The organism is Streptomyces sp. SAJ15, from assembly GCF_007595705.1.
Lineage (GTDB): Bacteria > Actinomycetota > Actinomycetes > Streptomycetales > Streptomycetaceae > Streptomyces.
Map to the genome: position 1 here is coordinate 238506 of NZ_NISY01000002.1, position 22879 is coordinate 261384.

Annotated in this window: 16 protein-coding genes; 8 read left to right on the forward strand and 8 right to left on the reverse strand. The window is 70.8% G+C overall.

Features of this window, described 5'->3' with window-relative positions:
- Window positions 1-69 precede the first annotated feature (69 nt).
- Together CD790_RS06490 and CD790_RS06495 are read left to right on the forward strand one after the other, a co-directional pair.
- On the forward strand, window positions 70-1401 hold the full coding sequence (locus tag CD790_RS06490) for an acyl-CoA dehydrogenase family protein (protein ID WP_260867380.1): 1332 nt from the start codon (window positions 70-72) through the stop codon (window positions 1399-1401).
- Complete coding sequence (locus tag CD790_RS06495) at window positions 1398-1796, forward strand: RidA family protein (protein ID WP_144382083.1); 399 nt, start codon at window positions 1398-1400, stop codon at window positions 1794-1796. Before CD790_RS06490 ends, CD790_RS06495 begins: the two co-directional genes overlap by 4 nt.
- Window positions 1797-1882: 86 nt before the next feature.
- Here the strand turns inward: CD790_RS06495 and CD790_RS06500 are convergent, their stop codons facing one another.
- The 3 genes from CD790_RS06500 to CD790_RS06510 all read right to left on the reverse strand — a co-directional run bounded on the left by CD790_RS06500 (window position 1883) and on the right by CD790_RS06510 (window position 4834).
- On the reverse strand, window positions 1883-3412 hold the full coding sequence (locus tag CD790_RS06500) for a UDP-N-acetylglucosamine 1-carboxyvinyltransferase (protein WP_144382084.1): 1530 nt from the start codon (window positions 3410-3412) through the stop codon (window positions 1883-1885).
- A gap of 79 nt (window positions 3413-3491) precedes the next feature.
- Window positions 3492-4385, reverse strand: coding sequence for a LysR family transcriptional regulator (locus CD790_RS06505; RefSeq protein WP_144382085.1), 894 nt, complete (start codon window positions 4383-4385; stop codon window positions 3492-3494).
- Window positions 4386-4462: 77 nt separating this feature from the next.
- Window positions 4463-4834: a VOC family protein gene (locus tag CD790_RS06510; protein ID WP_144382086.1), complete on the reverse strand. Its 372-nt coding sequence runs from the start codon at window positions 4832-4834 to the stop codon at window positions 4463-4465.
- A gap of 340 nt (window positions 4835-5174) precedes the next feature.
- Between CD790_RS06510 and acnA the strand changes: the two genes are divergently transcribed.
- The gene (acnA, locus tag CD790_RS06515) at window positions 5175-7889 is read left to right on the forward strand and encodes an aconitate hydratase AcnA (protein WP_144382087.1); all 2715 of its coding nucleotides are present in this window, start codon (window positions 5175-5177) and stop codon (window positions 7887-7889) included.
- 88 nt (window positions 7890-7977) lie between these two features.
- Here the strand turns inward: acnA and CD790_RS06520 are convergent, their stop codons facing one another.
- The 5 genes from CD790_RS06520 to CD790_RS06540 form a co-directional block, all read right to left on the reverse strand.
- A complete protein-coding gene (locus tag CD790_RS06520) occupies window positions 7978-8937 on the reverse strand; it encodes an FG-GAP-like repeat-containing protein (RefSeq protein ID WP_144382088.1) in 960 nt (319 codons plus the stop codon).
- Between the two features lie 160 nt (window positions 8938-9097).
- Window positions 9098-10066, reverse strand: a complete 969-nt coding sequence (locus tag CD790_RS06525) for a VCBS repeat-containing protein (protein WP_144382089.1) — start codon at window positions 10064-10066, stop codon at window positions 9098-9100.
- Window positions 10067-10292: 226 nt separating this feature from the next.
- The gene (locus CD790_RS06530; RefSeq protein WP_186318907.1) at window positions 10293-11198 is read right to left on the reverse strand and encodes a VCBS repeat-containing protein; all 906 of its coding nucleotides are present in this window, start codon (window positions 11196-11198) and stop codon (window positions 10293-10295) included.
- 131 nt (window positions 11199-11329) lie between these two features.
- Entirely contained in the window at window positions 11330-15145 is a 3816-nt protein-coding gene (locus CD790_RS06535) for a GH92 family glycosyl hydrolase (RefSeq protein ID WP_144382090.1), read from the reverse strand.
- 344 nt (window positions 15146-15489) lie between these two features.
- Window positions 15490-15993, reverse strand: coding sequence for a hypothetical protein (locus tag CD790_RS06540; protein WP_260867381.1), 504 nt, complete (start codon window positions 15991-15993; stop codon window positions 15490-15492).
- 397 nt (window positions 15994-16390) lie between these two features.
- On the opposite strand from CD790_RS06540, the gene ngcE reads away from it, so the two are divergent.
- From ngcE to CD790_RS06565, 5 genes are all read left to right on the forward strand, one after another.
- Window positions 16391-17851: an N-acetylglucosamine/diacetylchitobiose ABC transporter substrate-binding protein gene (gene ngcE / locus CD790_RS06545; protein ID WP_144382092.1), complete on the forward strand. Its 1461-nt coding sequence runs from the start codon at window positions 16391-16393 to the stop codon at window positions 17849-17851.
- 119 nt (window positions 17852-17970) lie between these two features.
- Window positions 17971-18924 carry a carbohydrate ABC transporter permease gene (locus tag CD790_RS06550; RefSeq protein WP_144382093.1) on the forward strand — a complete coding sequence of 318 codons (954 nt, stop codon included), beginning with the start codon at window positions 17971-17973 and terminating at the stop codon, window positions 18922-18924.
- Between the two features lie 14 nt (window positions 18925-18938).
- Window positions 18939-19856: a carbohydrate ABC transporter permease gene (locus CD790_RS06555; RefSeq protein ID WP_144382094.1), complete on the forward strand. Its 918-nt coding sequence runs from the start codon at window positions 18939-18941 to the stop codon at window positions 19854-19856.
- Between the two features lie 267 nt (window positions 19857-20123).
- Complete coding sequence (locus tag CD790_RS06560) at window positions 20124-21320, forward strand: ROK family transcriptional regulator (RefSeq protein WP_144382095.1); 1197 nt, start codon at window positions 20124-20126, stop codon at window positions 21318-21320.
- A 200-nt stretch (window positions 21321-21520) separates the two neighbouring features.
- The gene (locus CD790_RS06565) at window positions 21521-22621 is read left to right on the forward strand and encodes a sugar ABC transporter substrate-binding protein (RefSeq protein ID WP_144382096.1); all 1101 of its coding nucleotides are present in this window, start codon (window positions 21521-21523) and stop codon (window positions 22619-22621) included.
- The last annotated feature ends 258 nt before the right edge of the window (window positions 22622-22879 follow it).

The following is a 22879-nucleotide window of genomic DNA, read 5'->3' on the forward strand; positions in this document are numbered from 1 at the left end:
GTAACGTGTTGATGACGGCAGTCAACGGTCCGCGATACTCGCCGCGGACGGATGACAGGGAGGGCGCCCGTGTCGGACCCCGCGGTCTTCGCTCTGGACCCCGCACAGCGCCGCTGGTGCGGCGAACTGCGCGCACTGGCCGCCGAGCGGCTCCGCCCCCTCGCGGAGCGGTCGGAACCCGGTCGCGTCAACCGCCCGTTGGTCGAGGCGCTCGGCGAACTCGGGCTCCTGGCCCGACTGTTGCCCGCGGACGGCCCGGTGCGCGCCCTCACCCTGTGCCTGCTGCGGGAGTCCCTGGCCCGGGAGTGCACCGAGGCCGAGACCGCCCTCGCCCTCCAGGGACTCGGCGCCTACCCCCTCGTGCTCGCCGGCACCCCCGCCCAACGGGCCCGCTGGCTCCCCGCGGTCCGCGCCGGCCGCGCCGTCGCCGCCTTCGCGCTCAGCGAGCCGGAGGCGGGCAGCGACGCGGCGGCCCTGGCGCTGCGCGCCGAGGCCGTACGGGCGGCCGACGGTGCCGACGGTGGGGAGTCGGGCGACGCGGCGGCCCGAGCAGGCGGCGGCCCCCGGCCCGGCCGGGGCACCACCGGCGAAGGCGGTACGGCCGGCCGGGTCGCGGGCGGGGCGGCGGCCACGCCCACCGCGGGTGAGGCCGCGGCCCCGGCGGGCACCCCGGCGGTCTGCCCCGCCGCCGCGCGCGGGCGCGGCGGCTGGCGACTGACCGGCGAGAAGTGCTGGATCTCCAACGCCCCCGACGCGGACGTCTACACCGTCTTCGCGCGGACCGGCGAGGGCGCCCGCTCCCGCGGCGTCACCGCCTTCCTGGTCCCCGCCGACCGCCCCGGGCTGACGGGGGAGCGGCTGGAGATGCTCAGCCCGCACCCGATCGGCACGCTCACCTTCGACGGGGTGCCGGTCGGCGCCGACGACGTCCTGGGCGCCCCCGGCGAGGGCTTCCGCCTCGCCATGCGCACCCTCAACTTGCTGCGCCCCAGCGTCGGCGCGTTCGCCGTCGGCATGGCCCAGGCCGCGCTGGACGCCGCGCTCGACCACGCCGCGCAACGCACCGCCTTCGGCGGCCCGCTGAAGGACCTCCAGTCGGTGGCGCACCGGCTCGCCGAGATGGCCACCCGCACCGAGGCCGCCCGGCTGCTGGTCTACGCGGCGGCCGCCGGCTACGACGCCGGAGCGCCCGACGTCGCCCTGCGCTCGGCCATGGCCAAGCTGCTGGCCACCGAGACGGCCCAGTACGTGGTCGACGCCGCCGTGCAGATCCACGGCGCCCGCGCGCTGCGCCGCGGCCATCCGCTCGAACACCTCTACCGCGAGGTCCGCGCCCCGCGCATCTACGAGGGGGCCACCGAGGTGCAGCGCACCCTCATCGCCAAGGAGCTCTACCGATGACCCTCCACCGGCTCAACCCCCCGGAGCTCTCCCCGCCCACCGGCTTCAGCCACGCGGTCACGGCCACCGGCGGCCGCCTGGTCTTCCTGGCCGGTCAGACCGCGCTCGACCGGGAGGGAACGGTCGTCGAGGGCGATCTGACGGCCCAGTTCCGGCAGGCCCTGGCCAACCTGCTGACCGCCCTCGCCGCCGCCGGCGGCACCCCGGCCCATCTGGCCCGCCTCACCGTCCACACCACCGACGCGGCCGGCTACCGCGCGCGGAGCCGGGAGTTGGGCCGGATCTGGCGCGAACTGGCCGGCCGCGACTACCCGGCGATGGCGGTCATCGGCGTCGTACGCCTGTGGGACCGGGCGGCCCTGGTCGAACTGGACGGCATCGCCGTACTGCCCTGACCGACCGCCGGTAAGCCGACGGGCCGCCGGTAAGCCGACGGGCCGCCGGTTCCGTTCCGCCGGCGGCCCGTCCACTCCCCCGGGACTCAGATGTCGCGGAAGGTCTCGATCTGCGCGCCGATCGAGTTCAGCCGCTCCGCCAGGTCCTCGTAGCCGCGGTTGATGACGTACACGTTGCGCAGCACCGAGGTGCCCTCGGCCGCCATCATCGCCAGCAGCACCACCACCGCGGGGCGCAGGGCGGGCGGGCACATCATCTCGGCGGAGCGCCAGCGGGTGGGGCCCTCGACGAGGACGCGGTGCGGGTCGAGCAGCTTGACGCGGGCGCCGAGGCGGTTGAGGTCGGTGAGGTAGATGGCCCGGTTGTCGTAGACCCAGTCGTGGATCAGCGTCGACCCCTGGGCGGCCGCGGCTATCGCGGCGAAGAACGGCACGTTGTCGATGTTGATGCCCGGGAACGGCATCGGGTGGATCTTGTCCAGCGGGGCGGTGAGCTTGGACGGGCGGACCGTCAGGTCGATCAGCCGGGTGCGGCCGTTGTCCGCCGCGTACTCCGCGCCGCGCTCGTGGTCCAGGCCCATCTCCTCCAGCACGGCCAGCTCGATCTCCAGGAACTCGATCGGCACCCGGCGGATCGTCAGCTCCGACTCGGTCACCACGGCCGCGGCCAGCAGGCTCATCGCCTCGACCGGGTCCTCCGACGGCGCGTAGTCGACGTCCCGGTCGATGTGGGCGACGCCGTGCACGGTCAGCGTGGTGGTGCCCACGCCCTCGACCTTCACGCCCAGCTGCTCCAGGAAGAAACACAGGTCCTGGACCATGTAGTTGGAGGAGGCGTTGCGGATGACGGAGACTCCGTCGTGCCGGGCGGCGGCCAGCAGCGCGTTCTCGGTCACCGTGTCGCCGCGCTCGGTCAGCACGATGGCGCGGGTCGGGGAGACCGAGCGGTCGACCTCGCAGTGGTAGGTGCCGGCGGTCGGGGTGACCTCCAGGCCGAAGTGCCGAAGGGCCGTCATATGCGGCTGCACGGTACGGGTGCCCAGGTCGCAGCCGCCCGCGTAGGGAATCTTGAAGCGGTCCATCCGGTGCAGCAGCGGACCCAGGAACATGATGACGCTGCGGGTGCGGCGCGCCGCCTCGGTGTCCATCGCGTCGAGGTTCAGCTCGGCCGGCGGGGTGATCTCCAGGTCGGCCCCGTCGTTGATCCAGCGGGCGCGGACGCCGATGCTGCCCAGCACCTCCAGGATGCGGTAGACCTCTTCGATCCGGGCCACCCGGCGCAGCGTCGTACGGCCGGAGTTGAGCAGCGAGGCGCACAGCAGCGCCACGCAGGCGTTCTTGCTCGTCTTGACGTCGATGGAGCCGGACAGCCGGCGGCCGCCCACGACTCGCAGATGCATCGGGCCGGCGTAGCCGAGAGACACGATCTCGCTGTCGAGCGCCTCGCCTATGCGGGCGATCATCTCAAGGCTGATGTTCTGGTTGCCTCGCTCGATGCGGTTCACCGCGCTCTGGCTGGTACCCAGCGCCTCCGCAAGCTGGGACTGGGTCCAACCGCGGTGCTGCCGGGCGTCGCGGATGAGCTTGCCGATGCGTGCGAGGTAGTCATCTGTCATACCAAAGAGGCTATCTCACATATGAGATGCGCGTGGGGCGGGGGGTGTGGAGGAGAGGGGGCTAGGGGCGATCCGGCCGTCATCGCCGTACGGCGAGCGCCACCAGCGTGTGCGCGGGTCCCTCCAGGGTCGCGCGGCAGACGAGTTCCACGCGGTGCACCAGTCGCGGGGCGGTGAGCGGCACGGAGACCACGCCGGGGACGGACTCGGCGACCGCGTGCGGCAGCAGGGTCAGCCCCTGGCTCGCCACGGCCAGGGCGACCAGCGCCCGGACGTCGGTCCCGGTGTACGTCAGCGCGGCCCGGAAGCCGCGCGGGGCGTCGGCGGCCGCGCGCAACTGCCCGAGCGACACGCCCGAGTCGGGGGCCTCCACCCAGCGCGCCCCGGCCAGGTCGGCCAGCCGCAGTCCGAGCCGCCGGGCCAGCGGGTGCCCCTGTGCCAGCGGCACCGCCAGCGGCGTCTCGGCGAGGACCACCACGGCCAGCGGGGCGGCGTCGGGCAGGGGCAGCGGCAGCGGATCGCCGGGCGTGGCGATGCCGTCGGTCAGCCCGATGTCCAGGTCCCCGGCCGCCACCGCGGCCGGGATCCGGGCCCGGCCCAGCACTCGCACCCCGATGGGGGTGTCGGGGTGTCGGCGGCCGGCCTCGGCGAGCGCCTCCGCCAGCGTGGGGGTCAGGGCGAGCGGGGAGGCCCCGACGGTGAGCCGGGGCGCGCGGGGCGCGGTCGACCGGGTGATGTCGGCCCGCGCCGCCTCAAGCCGCGACAGCAGCGGCCCGGCGTGCTCCAGCAGCCGGCTGCCCGCCGCGGTCGGGGCCACCGGCTGCCGGGTCAGCAGTGGGGCCCGCAGCTCGGCCTCGAGCGAGGCGATGTGCTGCGACACCGCCGAGCGGGTGACCCCCAGCTCGCGCGCGGCGTCGGTGAAGGACCCGCAGCGGGCCACGGCCTCGAAGGTGCGGAGCAGGCGAGGGTCCATGCGACCAGTTTCGTGGAAACGGGCCGGCCGGGCGGCGCATGCTCATAAGTGTCGGATTTCCGACGCGTCCAGCCCGATCACTTCTCCTGGAGCACCGACAGCACATTGCCGGCCGGGTCGGTGAACCAGGCGATGTCCGGCCCCTGGCCCCGGGTGATGCCCTTCTCGTCCTGCTCGAAGCCGTCGTACCGCTCGAAGCTCACCCCGCGCTCGGTCAGCCCGGTCACGGCGCCGTCGATGTCGTCGACGGGAAAGTTGAGGATGGTGAAGGTCGCCGGGGTGTGGTTGTCCTTGGGGTAGACGAGGACGTCCGTGCCGCCGGCGAGGTGCAGGGTGAGCAGCCCGTACCGTTCCGTCACCCGCAGGCCCAGCGTCTCGCCGTAGAAGTCCTTCGCCCGCTGGAGGTCGTCCACGGCGAAGCCGCTGAACGCCTTGCTGTTCTGCAACATGACCCGTCCGTCCCTTCCTGCCGGTGATGCTCTCCTTCGTCCCTTCCGTAACTCCAGTCTGCTGCGGTGCGGGGGTGGTCCGTCGGGGCGTGCGGGCCGGGCGCGGCGGCGGGGTGCGGCCGGCAGGGGGTTTCAGGGGGGCGGGCGGGGTGTGCCCGGGCATGACCGAGCGGCGGCGATGTACTAGAGTTATCTCGACATCGAGATATCTAGCGAGAGACGTACCGCGCCGCATTCGAGTAAGGGCAGCCTAACTTAGGCACACCTTAGCGGATCGGCAACCCCCTGTGACGGCAGGATGGCGGTGGTACGCGCGAGATCACGCAAGAAGGAGACTGTCGTGTCGGCGAACAGCTTCGACGCTCGCTCCACCCTGAAGGTGGGCGACGAGTCGTACGAGATCTTCCGGCTGGACAAGGTGGAGGGCTCCGCCCGCCTCCCGTACAGCCTCAAGGTGCTGCTGGAGAACCTGCTCCGCACCGAGGACGGCGCGAACATCACCGCCGACCACATCCGCGCGCTCGGCGGCTGGGACTCCCAGGCGCAGCCGAGCCAGGAGATCCAGTTCACGCCGGCCCGCGTGATCATGCAGGACTTCACCGGCGTGCCGTGCGTGGTGGACCTCGCCACCATGCGTGAGGCCGTCGCGGCGCTCGGTGGCGACCCGGCGAAGATCAACCCGCTCTCCCCGGCCGAGATGGTCATCGACCACTCCGTCATCGCCGACAAGTTCGGCACGAACTCCGCCTTCGCGGAGAACGTCGAGCTGGAGTACGGCCGCAACAAGGAGCGCTACCAGTTCCTGCGCTGGGGCCAGACCGCCTTCGACGACTTCAAGGTCGTCCCGCCGGGCACCGGCATCGTCCACCAGGTGAACATCGAGCACCTGGCCCGCACGGTCATGGTCCGCAACGGCCAGGCCTACCCCGACACCCTCGTCGGCACCGACTCCCACACCACCATGGTCAACGGCCTCGGTGTGCTCGGCTGGGGCGTCGGCGGCATCGAGGCCGAGGCCGCCATGCTCGGCCAGCCGGTCTCCATGCTCATCCCGCGTGTCGTCGGCTTCAAGCTGACCGGCGAGCTGCCCACCGGCACCACCGCCACCGACCTGGTGCTGACCATCACCGAGATGCTGCGCAAGCACGGTGTCGTCGGCAAGTTCGTCGAGTTCTACGGTGAGGGCGTCGCCGCCACCTCGCTCGCCAACCGCGCCACCATCGGCAACATGTCGCCGGAGTTCGGTTCCACCGCCGCGGTCTTCCCGATCGACGACGAGACCCTGAACTACCTCAAGCTCACCGGCCGCTCCGAGCAGCAGGTCGCGCTCGTCGAGGCGTACGCCAAGGAGCAGGGCCTCTGGCTGGACCCGAAGGCCGAGCCGGACTTCTCCGAGAAGCTGGAGCTCGACCTCTCCACGGTCGTCCCGTCGATCGCCGGCCCGAAGCGCCCGCAGGACCGCATCGTCCTCGCCAACGCCGCCGCGCAGTTCGCCCAGGACGTCCGCAACTACGTCTCCACCGCCGACGAGGCGGGCGAGGAGTCCTTCCCGGCCTCCGACGCCCCGGCCGTCTCCAACGGCGTCCCGTCGAACCCGGTCCAGGTGACCGCCCCCGACGGCTCGACCTACACGATCGACCACGGCGCCGTCACCGTCGCCGCGATCACCTCCTGCACCAACACGTCGAACCCGTACGTGATGGTCGCCGCCGCGCTCGTCGCGAAGAAGGCCGTGGAGAAGGGCCTGACCCGCAAGCCGTGGGTCAAGACCACCCTCGCCCCGGGCTCGAAGGTCGTCACCGACTACTTCGACAAGGCGGGCCTCACCCCGTACCTCGACAAGGTCGGCTTCAACCTCGTCGGCTACGGCTGCACCACCTGCATCGGCAACTCCGGCCCGCTGCCGGAGGAGGTCTCCAAGGCCGTCAACGAGCACGACCTGGCCGTGACCTCGGTGCTCTCGGGCAACCGCAACTTCGAGGGTCGTATCAACCCCGACGTCAAGATGAACTACCTGGCCTCCCCGCCGCTGGTCGTCGCGTACGCCATCGCGGGCTCCATGAGGGTGGACATCACCAAGGACGCGCTCGGCACCGACACCGAGGGCAACCCGGTCTTCCTCAAGGACATCTGGCCGTCGGAGTCCGAGGTCAACGACGTCGTCGCGAACGCCATCGGCGAGGACATGTTCGCCAAGTCCTACCAGGACGTGTTCGCCGGCGACGCCCAGTGGCAGGCGCTGTCGATCCCGACCGGCAACACCTTCGAGTGGGACCCCGAGTCCACCTACGTCCGGAAGCCCCCGTACTTCGAGGGCATGACGATGGAGACCACCCCGGTCTCCGACATCACGGGCGCCCGCGTGCTCGCGAAGCTCGGTGACTCGGTCACCACCGACCACATCTCCCCGGCCGGCGCCATCAAGGCCGACACCCCGGCCGGCAAGTACCTCACCGAGCACGGTGTGGAGCGTCGTGACTTCAACTCCTACGGCTCGCGCCGAGGCAACCACGAGGTCATGATCCGCGGCACCTTCGCCAACATCCGCCTGCGCAACCAGATCGCGCCGGGCACCGAGGGCGGCTACACCCGCGACTTCACCCAGGCTGACGCGCCGGTGTCGTTCATCTACGACGCCTCGCAGAACTACCAGGCCGCCGGCACCCCGCTGGTCATCCTGGGCGGCAAGGAGTACGGCTCCGGTTCGTCCCGCGACTGGGCCGCCAAGGGCACCGCGCTCCTCGGCGTCAAGGCCGTCATCACCGAGTCGTACGAGCGCATCCACCGCTCGAACCTCATCGGCATGGGCGTCCTGCCGCTCCAGTTCCCGGCCGGCCAGTCGGCCGACTCGCTCGGCCTGACCGGCGAGGAGACCTTCTCCATCACCGGCATCACGGAGCTGAACGAGGGCACCACGCCGAGCACGGTCAAGGTCACCACCGACACCGGTGTCGAGTTCGACGCGGTCGTCCGCATCGACACCCCGGGTGAGGCCGACTACTACCGCAACGGCGGCATCATGCAGTACGTGCTGCGCTCGCTGATCCGCAAGTAGGCGGCGGCGTACGCCCCACGCGCCACGGCGGGCCGCACCCCCTTCCCGGGGGTGCGGCCCGCCGCGCGTTCACCGTCGTCCGGCGCCGTCACGAGAACAGCTGGGTGTACTGGTTCCAGCCGGAGTTGCCGATCCTGACCCGGGCCGCGAACGGGGCGGACGCCCTGCCCGTGCCCTTGTAGAGCCACAGGGCGCCCGTCGTGTCGCGGGCGAGCAGGTCGGCCCGGCCGTCGGCGTCGAGGTCCACGTCACCCGAGGCCACCAGGCGGTTGTAGGTGTTCCAGCCCGAGCCGATCCGGGTGCGCGTGGCGAACGGCCTGGTGTAGTCGCCGGTGCCCTTGTAGAGCCAGAGCACGCCGGCCTTGTCGCGGGCGACGAGGTCGGCCCTGCCGTCGCCGGTCAGGTCGTGCCGGCCGGCGATCTGGGTGTACCGACCCCAGCCGGTGCCGACCTTCTTACGGGCGGTCAGCGTGGCGTCCGGGCGGGCCAGACAGAGCCAGAGGGTGCCGGAGCCGTCCCGGGCGAGGAGGTCCGGCTCCCGGGCGCCGCCGAGGTCGCCCGGGGACAGCAGCACGTCGTACCGGTTCCAGCCGGGGCCGATCTCCTTGTCGGAGGTGTCGTCCGTGAAGGCGAGGGTGCCGTCGGTGCCGCGCGCGTACATCCCGTCGAACACGCCGTCCCCGTCGCGGTCGACGTGCGTCGCGGCGCTGACGTACCTCCAGTCGCCCCGCACGACCAGCTGACGGGGCAGCAGCCCGCCCCTCCCGTTCGGCATGTAGTAGTACAGATCGCCCGTGGCGGTGGCGCCGGCCAGCGGGAGGATGGGGGCGTAGCCGCCCGCGCCGACCGACGTCGGCGCCTCGGCGCGGCGCGCCGCGTTCAACTCGGCGCTCTGCGCCTGTGCGCGCTTCACCGGCGCCGGGAGGGGCGTCGGCTTGTCGTCGGCCACGGCGGTGCCGGTGGTGGTGCCGACGAGGACGGCGGCGATCGCCGCGGTCGTCAGCCGCGCCAGGGCGCGGCCGTGGTGACGGCCGGAGGATGGGGCCACGTATGTCTCCAAGATGACGTGCGTACGGCGCGATGTGCGGAGTGGGGGGCATCGCGGGCAGGATCCTGGACAGGATCTTCACAGGTCACGGCGGCGGGTGCCGCCGCGCACGAGGGCCGCACCCCTCGGGAGAGCGGTGCGGCCCGGGCGGCTCGGGGCCCTACGAGAACAGTCGGTACGCGTTCCAGCCGGAGTCGCCGATCTTGACCTTGGCCGTGAAGGGTGCCGAGGCGTTGCCGGTGCCCTTGTAGAGCCACAGCGCCCCGGCCTTGTCGCGGGCGACGAGGTCGGCGCGGCCCTTCTCGTCGATGTCCAGGTCGCCGGTGGAGAGGATCCGGTCGAACTGGTTCCAGCCGCCGCCGATCTTCGTACGCGCGGTGAACGGCCTCTTGTAGTCGCCGGTGCCCTTGTAGAGCCACAGCACGCCGGCCTTGTCGCGGGCGACGATGTCGGCCCTGCCGTCGCCGGAGAGGTCGTGCTGGCCGGCGATCTGGGTGAACTGGCCCCAGCCGGTGCCGACCTTCTTACGGGCGCTCAGCGAGCCGTCGCCCTTGGCCAGGAAGAGCCAGAGGGTGCCGGAGCCGTCCCGGGCGAGGACGTCGGCCTCCTTGGCCCCGCCGAGGTCGCCCGGGGACAGCAGCACGTCGTACGTGTCCCAGCCGCGGCCGAGGTCCGTGTCGGCGTTGTATCCCGTGTAGCGCAGGGCGCCGTCGCTGGTCCGGGTGTACGTCCCGTCGAGGTTCTCGTCCCGGTCGAAGTCGACCTGCATGATGGCGTCGACGTCCTTCCAGCCGCCCTTCGGCTTCACCGGGAAGGGCTTGCGCAGGCCGCCGTCGCCGTTCGGCGTGTACAGGAGCAGGTCACCGGTCTCGGTGATGGCGTTGAGCGGGAGGTACGGAGCGAAGGTGCCCGGGGCCGCCGACTTCGGGCCGTGCGCCCGGAGTCCGTCGAGCGCGGTGCCTCGCTCCGCGACCTGCTTCATCGCCGTGCGCAGGGCGGTCGGGTCGGAGGCCGGGCCGTCGTCGGCGACAGCGGTGCCGGCGGTGGTGCCGACCAGGGCGGCGGCTATCGCGGCGGTGGTCAGCCGGGCGAGCGCGCGGCCGCGCTGACGGCCGGAGAGAAGGGTCACGTATTACTCCAGAGTGATGTACAGGGACGCGAGGTACCTGATGGGGCATAACGCGATATCACCCTGATCGTCGCACGTAGACCTTCACCTTGATCATTATTGCGCTTCATCGGATTGTCACCGTTCTGTCACAGTCGGATGGTTCCTCCCCACGGCGGTCCCAGCGGAAAAGCGGAACGGGCCGTACCCCCAAGGGGGTACGGCCCGTCCGCCGGCCTGCCGGACCTTACGAGAAGATCAGGGTGTACTTGCCCCAGCCCGAACCGACCTTCTTCTTCGCCTTGAAGGGCGCGGACGCCTTGCCGGTGCCCTTGAAGAGCCAGGCGTTGCCGGACTTGTCGCGGGCGACCAGGTCGCTGCGGCCGTCGAGGTCCACGTCACCGGAGGACAGGATGCGGTTGTAGCCGTTCCAACCGCCGCCGACCTTCAGCCGCTTGGCGAACGGCTTGTCGGCGTCGCCGGTGCCCTTGTAGAGCCACAGCACACCGGCCTTGTCGCGGGCGACGATGTCGGCCCTGCCGTCGCCGGACAGGTCGCCCTGGCCGGCGATCTGGGTGTACTGACCCCAGCCCGAGCCGACCTTCTTCTTGGCGTTCAGCGTGCCGTTGGACTTGGCGACGTACAGGTAGAGCACGCCGGACTTGTTGCGGGCGAGGATGTCGCTCTGCTTCGTGCCGGCGAGGTTGCCCGGGGCCAGCAGCAGGTTGAACTGGTTCCAGCCGCCCCCGATCTTCCGCTCGCCCTTCGCGAAGTCGGCGAACGTCAGGGTGCCGTTGGTGTGGCGGCCGTACATTCCGTCGGCGACGCCGTCCTTGTTGTTGTCGACGTAGAACGCCGTGTTGATGCGCTCCGCCCAGAAGTCGCCGCCGATCTTCTTGCTCTCCAGGCCGCCGCGGCCGTTCGGGGAGTAGGCGTAGAAGTCGCCGGCCTTGGTCACGGCGAGAAGCGGGAAGACGGGCGCGGAGGCGCGCGCCGCCGCCGACTTCGGGGCCGCCTTGACGCCCGCGAGCGGCGCCGGGTTCTCGTCGGCCATCGCGGTGCCGGCGGTGGTGCCGACCAGAGCGGCGGCTATCGCCGCGGTCGTCAGCCGCGCCAGGGCGCGGCCGCGGTTACGGCCGGAGGAAAGGGCCACGTGGTGCTCCAAAGTGAAGGACAGAGAGACGCGGCGCGCCGCTCGTGGGGCGCGCCGCGATTTCTCCTGGATCGTTGCACACGATCTTCACGAGTCAACGGGTTCGCCGACCCCGCCTTGTCACCATTTCGTCACCGTTTTCGAGCTTGCCCCAGAAGTTCGATCTCTGTGAGCGTCGCCCTGCTGTCTGTTACCAGCCGGTAGTGCGCGTAGGCGCCCGGGTGGGCCACGGCGAAGACCCGCGTCTGCCGGTCCCAGGTGAAGGACTCGCCCTCGCGCCGGTCCAGGTCCCGCCATGTCTCGCCGTCGGCGGAGCCCTGGAGCACCCAGCCCGAGGGGGCGTCACCCCGCCGCGCGGAGGTGAGGGTGTACCGCGTCACGTGAGCGCCGGGCTGGACCGGCGGCTCCACCGAGGTGAACGCCGCCTCCGTCGCCGAGGTGTCGTCGGTCAGCGGGCCCTCGCCACGCGTCGTCAGATCGGCGTCCGGCACCGGCACCGCGTCGTCCTTCGTGATCGACGACGGTCCGGCGTCCGGCCCCGTGCCCCACCGCGAGGGCTTCGGCCCCATGGCGAACTCCAGCGTGGCGCCCTCGGCGAGGAGCGCGTGCGGCAGGGCGGTGGAGTTCCAGCGCTTGCCGTCGACCTTCAGGCCCTGGACGTAGACGTTGCGCTCGCTGTTGCGCGGCGCCTTGACGACGAGGTCGCGGCCGCCCTCCAGATGGACGGTCGCCCTGGTGAACAGCGGGGAGCCCACCGCGTACTCGGGGGACCCCATCACCAGCGGATAGAAGCCGAGGGCGCTGAAGAGGTACCAGGCGGACTGCTCGCCGTTGTCCTCGTCCCCGTGGTAACCCTGGCCGATCTCGCTGCCGAGGTAGAGCCGGGAGAGCACCTCGCGCACCTTGGCCTGGGTCTTCCAGGGCTGGCCGGCGGCGTCGTACATGTACGTGGCGTGGTGCGCGACCTGGTTGCTGTGGCCGTACATGCCCATGCGGACGTCTCGCGCCTCGGTCATCTCGTGGATGACGCCCCCGTACGAACCGGCGAACTCCGGGCCGGCGGTCTCCGGGGTGGAGAAGTAGGCGTCCAGCTTCTTCGCGAGTCCCTCACGCCCGCCGTAGAGGTTGGCCAGGCCCCGACTGTCCTGGGGCGCGGTGAAGGCGTAGCCCCAGCCGTTGGTCTCGGTGTAGTCATGGCCCCAGACGCGCGGGTCGTAGCGGTCCGCGGGCAGCCGCCAGTCGCCCTTCGCGTCCCGGCCCTGGAAGAAGCCGGCCTTGGCGTCGAAGTGCCGGACGTAGTTGCGGGCGCGGTTGCGGAAGTAGGCGGCCTCCTCCTGGTAGCGCGCCTTCCCGGTCTTCTTGTGGAGCGCCTCGGCCATGTTGGCGATGCCGAAGTCGTTGAGGTAGCCCTCCAGGGCCCAGGACATCCCCTCGTGGGTGCCGGTCGGCGTGTAGCCGAGGAAGACCGAGGAGGCCATGCCCTTGCGGCCGACGCCCGAGGACGGGGGCACCACCGTCGCGTTCTTCACCGCCGCCTCGTACGCCGCCTCCGCGTCGAACTCCACACCCTTGAGGTAGGCGTCGGCGAAGGCCACGTCCGAGCTGGTGCCGGTCATCAGGTCGGCGTAGCCGGGGGAGGACCAGCGGGAGATCCAGCCGCCGTCCTTGTACTGCTGGACGAAGCCGTCGACCAACTCGCCCGCGCGGCGTGGCGTGAGCAGGGAGTACGCGGGCCAGGTGGTGCGGTAGGTGTCCCAGAAGCCGTTGTTGACGTGCACCTTCCCGTCGACGATCTTCGCGCCGGTGCGGGTCGGGGTGTTCTCGCCCACGGGCGGCGAGAAGGGGCTCGCGTACTGGTGGCGCGGCTTCTCGGCCGTCCCCGTGTTCTCGTGGGCCGAGTTGGGATAGAGGTACAGCCGGTAGAGGCTGGAGTAGAGGGTGGTGAGCTGGTCCCGGGTCGCCCCCTCGACCTCCACCCGGCCCAGGAGCGCGTCCCACTCGGCCCGCGCCCTGTCCCTGACCCGCTCGAACGAGGTCCCGGCCGGGAGCTCGCGCTCCAGGTTGGCCTTGGCCTGTGCCACGCCGATGAGCGAGGTGGCGATCCGCAGCTGCACCGTGCGGTCCTCGCCCGGCTTGAAGCGGAAGAAGCCGGTGACGTCCTTGCCGCCGCCACCGGGCAGCATCCCGCTGTCGCTGACGGGCGCGTCGAAGACGCCGTAGACGAACATCCGGGAGGCCCCGGTGGACAGGCCGCTCCTGACGTCGGAGAAGCCGGAGACGACACCGCGCTCGGGGTCCAGGGTCAGCCCGCCCTCGTTGGACACGTTGTCGAAGATGACGCTCGCGTCATCCCCCGGATAGGTGAAGCGCATGAGGGCCGCATGGTCGGTCGGGGCGATCCCCGCCCGCAGCCCGTTCTCGAAGCGCACCTCGTACGAGTGGGGCCGCGCGGTCTCGTGTTCGTGCCGGAACGGCAGCGCGCGGGCGGTGCGCGAGGCGTCCGGGGTGCCGGCCGCGGCCGAGGGCATCACCTGGAAGGTCTGCCGGTCGCCCATCCAGGGGCTGGGCTCATGGCTGGCGCTGAACGCCTGCACGGTGGGGAGGTTGTCCGCGTTGTTGGCGCGGGCGTACTGGTAGAGCCAGTCGGTGGACGCCGCGTTGGTCACCGGGGTCCAGAAGTTGAAGCCGTTCGGCACCGCGGTGGCCGGGAAGGTGTTGCCGCGCGAGAAGGAGCCGCTGGAGTGGGTGCCGCGCGTCGTGACGGCGTAGTCGGACAGGTGCGCCAGCCGCTTCTCCGGCGCCCTCGGGGCCAGGGAGACGTCGTCGACCCAGCCGCGGAACGCCGCCGGGCCCTTCGGGGAGTCGTACGCCACCAGCACCCGGTCGACCGTCTTGCCCGCCGCGACCGCGCCGATCCGCGCCTCCTTGTGGTTCCACTGGTTGACGTAGAGCGTCTTGGAGGCCGCCTGGCCCCGCGGCGTCAACCGGGCGCCGTGCTGGTCCACGGCCCCCAGGTCGCTGAGGTAGGTGCCGTCGGTGAAGGCGAGGTCGACCGCGACATGGGTCGCGGGATAGCTCAGATCGGTCTCCGGCATGGACGGGAAGATCCGGTACGACAGCACGGTGTCCCGGCGTATCGCGGTGTCGACGTCGAAGACCTTGTTGTACGAGTACGCCCGGCCGTCCGGCCGGTGCGTGCCCGCGTACCGCAGCGCGCGGGTGCCGGTGAAGCCGGCGTTGGCCTTGGCGGTGGGGGAGCCGGCCGGGCCGCGGTCGACGTGGGACCGCATGTCGGAGGGGGCGGGTGGGGTGGTGTCGCTGCCGCCGAACCGCACCTCGGCCAGTTGGGTGAGCGGATCCCCGGAGTTGCGAGTGATCTCCAGCCGGAAGTGTCGGTACGGCCTCTCGTTGGCGAAGCCGAACTGCCGGGTCTGCTGCCGCTCCGCGAAGACCTCGCCCTCGCGGGTGTCCAGCGTCCGCCAGTCGGTGCCGTCGGTGGAGCCCTTGAGCGTCCAGTCGCGGGGGTCGCGGCCGGCGGCGTCGTTGGCCGAGGTGAGCGCGTAACGCACCACGTCGACCGGCTCGGACAGCTCGAACTCGAGCCAGGCGGTGGGCTGGAAGACCAGCCACTTGCTGGTGGCCTCGCCGTCGACGAGGTTCTCCTTCACCTCGCCGGCCGAGGCGTGCTCGCCGCTGGCCCGGACCGCGGCGACCTTCTCGGTCACATCGCCGGGGATGCCCGTGGAGTACGCGCCGTCGACGCCGGAGGTCCGCTGCTCCCCGTCGGGTCCGGTCTCCACCGCGTCGCGCCAGTCGGGCTGCGGGTCGCCCTTCTCGAAGGAGGAGGCGAACGAGGTGGAACGGGCGTCGGGCTGGCGCGGTGCGGCGGTGGCCGGGGCCCAGGCGTGGGCGGTGGCCAGCAGCAGGGCGGCCACCGCCAGCGCCATCGGGCGTTCCCCCGGACGGAGAGCCGCTCCGCCGACCCGGCGGAGCGTCAGCGGATCGCGGCCGCGGCGCCATCGTCTCTGTCTCATCTCGGCCTCTCAACGAATTAGACAACGTTGTCAAGCGAGTTGGGCAGTGACAAGTAGGGCGCCAGGGGGACGGTGGTGTCAAGGGTGCGGAGGGGACGCGGGCATGACGGAGGGGCCGCGGGCGTGAAGGAGGGGTCGCGGGCATGACGGACGGGCCGCGGGCGTGACGGAGGGGACGCGGGCATGAAGGAAAGGCCGCCGCCCGACCGGGCGGCGGCCCCCGAACCGCCGGCGACCGTGAGGCGAGGCGGCCGCCGTCAGTTCTTCGTCGCGCTCTTCGTCGCCAGCGTGATCCGGCAGGTCTTGGCCTTCTTCGAGGAGTCGGGCAGGAAGCCCTTCACCTTGACGGTCTTCTTGCCGTTGCCGGGCACCGCGGCGTCGGACGCGATGCCGGACGTGACGACCTTGTCGTCCTTGTCGGTGAAGCCGACGAAGATGGAGTAGTACTGCGTGGTCGACGAGGAATTGGTGATCTTCACATCGGCGTACGGCATGGAGGACGAGTCCCAGCCGCAGGGGCCCATCTTCGCGTCCGGGGTCACCAGGCCGGTGCCGCCGGTCGGGGTGTCCGACGGGTCGTCGGTCGGCGTGGGGGTCGGCGTGGGGGTGGGGGACGGGGACGGCTCCACGGGCAGCTTGGCCATGCCCTTGCCTATGGCGACGCCGCTCTTGCCGTCCTCGCTCGACGAACCGCCCCCGGAGCCGCAGCCCGCGGTCAGCGCGAGCGTCGCGACCACCACGGCGGACGTGGCAAGGGGCAACTTCTTAACGAACACTGAGGACCGCCTCTCGACTCGGCACCGCACGGCTTCGTGCCGTACGGGCTGGCGTCCCCTACGGTAGGTCGCACAGGTCTCAACTCGGGAAAGACTCCTCACCAAAGCTGCACCCGATCTTGCCCAGTGAAGGAGGAGTGGACTATACCTGTCGGCGTCCGAGCGGCCGTCACGGTGAAACGGCAGCCGACTCCTGGGGGCGGCGTGGCGATGATAGGCCGCACTGTTCGCAGGCTTCCCCACGCGCACTCCCAGCACACCTCAGCACGCTCAGCACCACTCAGCTTCCAACCGACCTGCGGTGTCGGACCCCTCGCCGGAGGCGAGCTCGCACGGGAGACCGCTACACCGCCTGAGTCCGCAAGAAGGCGAGGACTTGAGCATGGGATCCACCTCTGACGCCCCCGGTACGAACCGCCCCGGAACCGGCCGCCGCCAGCTGATCAAGCGTTCGGCGGCACTCGGCCTCATCGCCGCGCCCGGCATGGGCCTCCTCTCCGCGTGCGCCACCGGCGGCGGGGACGACGACGCCGACAAGCCCAAGCAGCCGGAGGGCAAGGTCAGCGCGAAGAACCCGCTGGGCGTGAAGGAGGGCGCCCCGCTGGAGGCGTTCATCTTCAAGGGCGGGCTCGGCGACCAGTACGCCAAGGACGCGGAGGCGGACTACAAGGCGACGTACGACGCCGAGGTCAAGCACACCGGCACCCAACAGGTCGGCCCCAAGCTCCAGCCCCGCTTCGCCGGGGGCAACCCGCCGGACGTCATCGACAACTCCGGCGCCGACCACCTGGACATGAACAACCTGTCCACCCAGGGTCAGCTGATGGACCTGGCACCGCTGCTGGACGCGGTCTCGTTCGACGACCCGGACAAGAAGGTGCGCGACCTCCTCTACCCCAGCACGCTGGAGAAGGGCAGGCACGGCGACACCTTCGACGTCCTCTACTACGCCTTCACCGTCTACGGCTCCTGGTACTCCCGGAAGCTGCTGGACGACAAGGGCTGGGAGTACCCCAGGACCCTGGACGAGATGGTCGCGCTCTGCGGCGAGATCAAGAAGGCGGGCATCGCGCCCTGGACCTACCCGGGGAAGTATCCGTACTACGTCCACTTCAACCTCTTCGCGCAGATCGCCAAGATCGGCGGCATGGAGAAGTGGATCGCGATCGACAACCTCGAACCGAACGCGTGGACCTCCAACGACGCGGTCAAGCAGGTCGTCGAGCACTACGAGGAGCTGGCCGCCAAGGGCTACTTCCTGGAGGGCAGCGAGGGCCGCACCCACACCCAGACGCAGACCAAGTGGACCAAGGGCGAGGCGGTGTTCATGCCCAACGGCTCCTGGGTGGAGAACGAGGCCGCCCCGACCACCCCCGAGGACTTCGGGATGGCCGTCGGCGCGCTCTTCGACGGCGGCTCGGGCGACAGGATGCCGCACGGCACGGTGCGCGCCGAGCCGAGCGAGCCGTTCATCGTCGCCAAGCAGGGCAAGAACCCGATCGGCGGCATGGAGCTGCTGCGCATCATGCTCTCCAGGAAGCACTCGCAGAACTTCGCCAAGAAGGTCAAGTCGCTCACGAGCGTGAAGGGCGCCACCGAGGGCATGGAGCTGACGCCCGGTCTGGCCTCGGCGAGCAAGCTGGTCGCGGACGCCGGCGAGAACCTGCTGACCATCCAGCTCCAGGAGTGGTACCCGAAGCTGACGGACGAGAAGCTCGGCGGCCTCACCAGCGAGCTGCTCACCGGCGACCTCAAGGCCAAGGATTGGATCCGGAAGGCGCAGAGCTACGCCGACGAGGTGGCCGGCGACGACTCGGTCACCAAGTTCAGGCGCACCGCCTGATCGCCGGCCCGTCGGGGCTCATCGGGGCCCGTCGGGCTCCCCGGGGTGATCCGCCCCGGGGAGCCCGACCGGGCCGATCGGGTCAGTCACACGGCCGGAGGAGAAGGGCTGGGAGCGGTATGCGGAGGAAAGGCGGTCCCCGGAAGGCCGGGGAGTTGCGGAAGAACCTGTTCATCCTGGGGTTCCTGGCCCTGCCGGTGGCGATTTACGCGATCTTCGTGATCTCGCCCTTCATCCAGGCGTTCCAGATCTCGCTGACCGACTGGAGCGGCGTGCGGGGCGCCGCGAAGTACACCGGGTTCGACAACTACGACAAGCTGCTGCACAGCGACGAGTTCCTGAACGCGCTGAAGCACAACGCGATCATGTTGGCGGTGGTGCCGGTCATCACCCTGGGGCTGGGGCTCTTCTTCGCCTTCATGCTCAACGTCGGCGGCCGCTCGCGCCGCGGGGCGGTGATCACCGGGGTGCGCGGCACCTCCGTCTACCGGTTCGTCTTCTTCTTCCCCCAGGTCATCTCCATCGCCATCATCTCGGTGATCTGGTTCAACATCTACAACCCCGACGCCCGCGAGGGACTGCTGAACTCGCTGCTCGGGGCCGTGGGCCTGGACTCCCTGCAGAGCTCCTGGCTCGGGGACAAGAGCCTCGCGCTCACCTGCATCATGGCGGTGATGGTCTGGGCGCACGTCGGCTTCTACGTGGTGCTCTTCTCGGCCGCCATGGCCAACATCCCCCGGGACATCTACGAGGCGGCGCTGCTGGACGGCGCGGGCCGTACCCACACCTTCTTCCGCATCACGCTGCCGCTGCTGTGGGACACGGTGCAGACCGGCTGGGTCTACATGGGCATCATCGCCATGGACGCCTTCGCGCTGGTGCAGATCATGTCCGTGAACATGGGCGGACCCAACGGGGCGACCGACGTGGTGCCGCTGAGGCTCTATCAGACCGCCTTCCGGGACAGCCAGTACGGCTACGCGTCGGCCATGGGCGTCGCCATGCTCGTGGTCACCCTGCTGTTCGCCGTGCTCACCATGCGCTTCGCGCGGCGTGAGCGGATCGAGTTCTAGGGGGTCGCGGACTCATGACGACGGACATCACCGAGGTCTCCCCGCCGGAGGCCGTGCCCCCGGCACCGCGGCCGCCGCGCGAGCCGGCACGCCGGTCCGAGGGGGCCGTGCTCAACGTCTTCTCCCACGGCATCCTCGTCACCTGGGCGCTCATGGTGGGGCTGCCGCTGGTCTGGGTGCTGTGGAGCTCCTTCAAGACCAGCGACGGCATCCTCAGCGACCCCTGGTCGCTGCCCGGGAGACTGCACTTCGAGAACTGGGGCAACGCCTGGCGGGAGGCGAACTTCGGCGACTACTTCCTCAACACCATCATCGTGGTCGGGGGCTCGGTGCTCGGCACCATGGTGCTCGGGTCGATGGCCGCCTATGTGCTGGCCCGGTTCTCCTTCCCCGGCAACCGGCTCCTCTACTACCTCTTCGTCGGCGGCATGGCGTTCCCGGTGTTCATGCTGGTGATCCCGCTCTTCTTCGTGATGCGGGACTTCCCGGGGCAGAATCTGCTGGCCACCTACCACGGCCTGATCCTGGTCTACATCGCCTACTCGCTGCCGTTCACGGTCTTCTTCATGACGGCGTTCTTCCGGACGCTGCCGACCTCGATCGCCGAGGCGGCGATGATCGACGGGGCCTCGCACACCCGGGTCTTCTTCCAGGTGATGCTGCCGATGGCCCGCCCGGGTCTGATCAGCATCGGCATCTTCAACTTCCTGGGGCAGTGGAACCAGTACCTGCTGCCGATGGTGCTCAACCAGGACGAGAAGAAGTACGTGCTGACCCAGGGGCTGGCCCAGATCGCGCTCCAGCAGCAGTACGAGACGGACTGGGGAGCGCTCATGGCGGGGATGACCATCGCCATGCTGCCGGTGCTGATCGTTTACTTCTTGTTCCAACGGCAGGTCCAGGCGGGCCTGACGGCGGGGGCGCTGAAGTAGCCGCGGGCGCGCGGTCCGCGCGGCCGGTCGCGACGACGGGCTCACCCTGCGTGGCCGGGGCGGGCCCGTCGTGACGTATCTCACCCACCCGCTCACCAGGCGTGTTCGATACACCGTGTCCCACCTGTGTCCCGTGAGGTCTTGACGGGGGACAACCGCGCCGGCTCGACTTAGAGTTCACATGTTGGAGACAATGCCGGGCCCCATCGTCGTGGCCCGGCCGGTGGTGCGGCCGTCGTGCCGGCGCCGTAGCGGGAGTGGATGGGCGTGGAGACTCCGGGATCGCAGTCGTCGCTGCACCGGGCCAACCTGGAGCGGGTCGTGCGCGCGGTGCGGATGGCGGGCTCGCTCACACAGGCGGAGATCGCCCGGTCCACCGGGCTGTCCGCCGCGACGGTCTCCAATATCGTTCGGGAGCTGAAGGACGGCGGGACGGTGGAGGTCACCCCGACCTCGGCCGGCGGCCGGCGGGCCCGCAGCGTCTCGCTGAGCGGCCACGCCGGGATCGTGGTCGGCGTGGACTTCGGCCACACCCACCTGCGGGTGGCCATCGGCAACCTGGCCCACCAGGTGCTCGCCGAGGAGTCCGAACCGCTGGATGTGGACGCGTCCGCGGCGCAGGGCATGGACCGGGCGGAGGCCCTGGTGGGCCGGCTGATCGAGGTCACCGGCATCAGCCCGGACAAGGTGATCGGGGTGGGCCTGGGCGTGCCGGGGCCGATCGACGTGGAGACCGGCGCGCTCGGCTCCACCGCGATCCTGCCGGGCTGGGCGGGCACCAATCCCCGCGACGAACTGGCCGCCCGACTGGGCGTCCCGGTGCACGTGGACAACGACGCCAACCTGGGCGCGCTGGGCGAACTGGTCTGGGGCGCCGGGCGAGGGGTCGCCGACCTGGCGTACATCAAGGTCGCCAGCGGCGTCGGCGCGGGGCTCGTGATCAGTGGGCAGATCTATCGCGGCCCCGGCGGCACGGCGGGCGAGATCGGGCATATCACCCTGGATGAGTCGGGTCCGGTCTGTCGCTGCGGCAACCGCGGTTGTCTGGAAACGTTCGCCGCCGCCCGCTATGTGCTGCCGCTCCTGCACTCCAGCCATGGCGCCGACCTCACCGTGGAGCGCATGGTCCGGCTGGCCCGGGACGGCGACCCCGGCTGCCGTCGGGTCATCGCCGATGTGGGGCGGCATATCGGTAGCGGAGTGGCCAATCTGTGCAATCTGCTCAATCCCAGCAGAGTGCTGCTCGGCGGACATCTCGCCGAGTCCGGCGAGCTGGTGCTGGGGCCCATCCGCGAGTCGGTGGCGCGGTACGCGATCCCCAGCGCGGCACGGCGGTTGTCGGTGATGCCGGGCGCGCTGGGCGACCGCGCGGAGGTGCTCGGCGCCATCGCCCTGGTGCTGAGCGAGATGGGCGACTCCACGCTGCTGGACGGCTCGCCGCTGGGAGCGCCGTCGCTCAACTGACCGGTCCGGTGAGCGCGGGCCCCGCGGCGACGGCTCGCCGCGGGGCCCGCCGCTCGTTCAAGGCTGAGTTCAGACAGATAACGAATGGCACCGTTGCCATCTCGTTAAGGATTTACTTCTTGACGTCATGCTGACGGCCGAGTTGACTTCCAGCCACCTCGGCCGCAATGACGCGGCCTCGTCAGGGAGGTCACCCCCATATGAACGCCACGATGCGTCGCGTCCTCATGGCCACCGCCGCTGTTTCGATGGCCGCGTCCCTCGCCGCCTGCGGCTCCGCGAAGGAAGCCGGAGACAAGGACAAGGGCGACAAGAAGAAGACAGGTCCGCTCACCATCGGTCTGCTCCTCCCCGAGGACCAGACCGCGAGATACGAGAGCTTCGACCGCCCCCTGATCACCGAGAAGATCAAGGGGCTGTGCGCGGAGTGCACCGTCCAGTACGCCAACGCCAAGTCGGACCCGTCGGTGCAGCAGCAGCAGGTCGACTCGATGATCACCAAGAAGGTGGACGTGATCATCCTCGACGCGGTCGACTCCAAGTCCATCGCCAGCTCCGTGAAGAAGGCCGACGAGGCGGGCATCCCGGTCGTCGCCTACGACCGGCTCGCCGAGGGCCCGGTCTCCGCCTACACCTCCTTCGACAACGAGGAGGTCGGCAAGGTCCAGGGCAAGGCGCTCCTCAAGGCGCTCGGGGGCAAGGCCAAGGACGGCAAGGTCGTCATGCTCAACGGCTGGGAGGCCGACCCCAACGCCGCCCTCTTCAAGAAGGGCGCGCTGTCCGTCCTGGACGGCAAGGTCGACATCGCCAAGTCCTACGACGTGGACCGCTGGCTGCCGGACAAGGCCAACGAGGCCATGAGCGGCGCCATCTCCTCGCTCGGCAAGGACGAGATCATCGGCGTCTACTCCGCCAACGACGGCATGGCGGGCGGCGCCATCACCGCGCTCAAGAGCGGCGGCTTCGACTCCCTGCCGCCGGTGACCGGCCAGGACGCGGAGCTCGCGGGCGTGCAGCGGATCCTCGCCGGTGAGCAGTACATGAGCGTCTACAAGCCGTACGAGCCCGAGGCGACCGCCGCCGCCGAGATGGCGCTGGCCCTCGGCCGCGGTGAGAAGGTGGCCGCCTCCGCCACCGTCGACAGCGGCAGCGCCAAGAAGATCCCGGCCACCCTGATCACCCCCCTGGCGCTGACCAAGGACAACGTCAAGGACACCGTGGTCAAGGACGGCCTCTGGAAGGTCGACGACATCTGCACCGCCAAGTACGCGTCCGCCTGCAAGTCCGCGGGCCTGAAGTAGCCGAGGGCCCGGGCCGTCGCTGAGGCGGCCCGGCCACGCACCACCGGGGGGCGGTGTCCCGCTCCGCACGGCCGGACCGGCCGAGCGGCGGGGCCGCCCCGCACGGGCGCGGCCGCCGCGCCGGTACACCCGCCCCGCGGGCCCCACCACCGGGTGGACCCGCCGCCGGCAGGGCGCCCGACCACCGCCGGCCGGAGCACGCCCGAACCCACGGGCCCGCCCCCTCGGGGCGGCGTACGGCCCGTGGGCCCGAGGCCC

Excerpts from the sequence above, each read along its gene's own strand:
- CD790_RS06550 (WP_144382093.1), top strand. The coding sequence starts at position 17,971 with ATGCGGAGGAAAGGCGGTCCCCGGAAGGCCGGGGAGTTGCGGAAGAAC.
- CD790_RS06510 (WP_144382086.1), bottom strand. The coding sequence starts at position 4,834 with ATGTTGCAGAACAGCAAGGCGTTCAGCGGCTTCGCCGTGGACGACCTC.
- CD790_RS06535 (WP_144382090.1), bottom strand. The coding sequence starts at position 15,145 with ATGGCGCTGGCGGTGGCCGCCCTGCTGCTGGCCACCGCCCACGCCTGG.
- CD790_RS06555 (WP_144382094.1), top strand. The coding sequence starts at position 18,939 with ATGACGACGGACATCACCGAGGTCTCCCCGCCGGAGGCCGTGCCCCCG.
- CD790_RS06500 (WP_144382084.1), bottom strand. The coding sequence starts at position 3,412 with ATGACAGATGACTACCTCGCACGCATCGGCAAGCTCATCCGCGACGCC.
- CD790_RS06495 (WP_144382083.1), top strand. The coding sequence starts at position 1,398 with ATGACCCTCCACCGGCTCAACCCCCCGGAGCTCTCCCCGCCCACCGGC.
- ngcE (WP_144382092.1), top strand. The coding sequence starts at position 16,391 with ATGGGATCCACCTCTGACGCCCCCGGTACGAACCGCCCCGGAACCGGC.
- CD790_RS06565 (WP_144382096.1), top strand. The coding sequence starts at position 21,521 with ATGAACGCCACGATGCGTCGCGTCCTCATGGCCACCGCCGCTGTTTCG.
- CD790_RS06505 (WP_144382085.1), bottom strand. The coding sequence starts at position 4,385 with ATGGACCCTCGCCTGCTCCGCACCTTCGAGGCCGTGGCCCGCTGCGGG.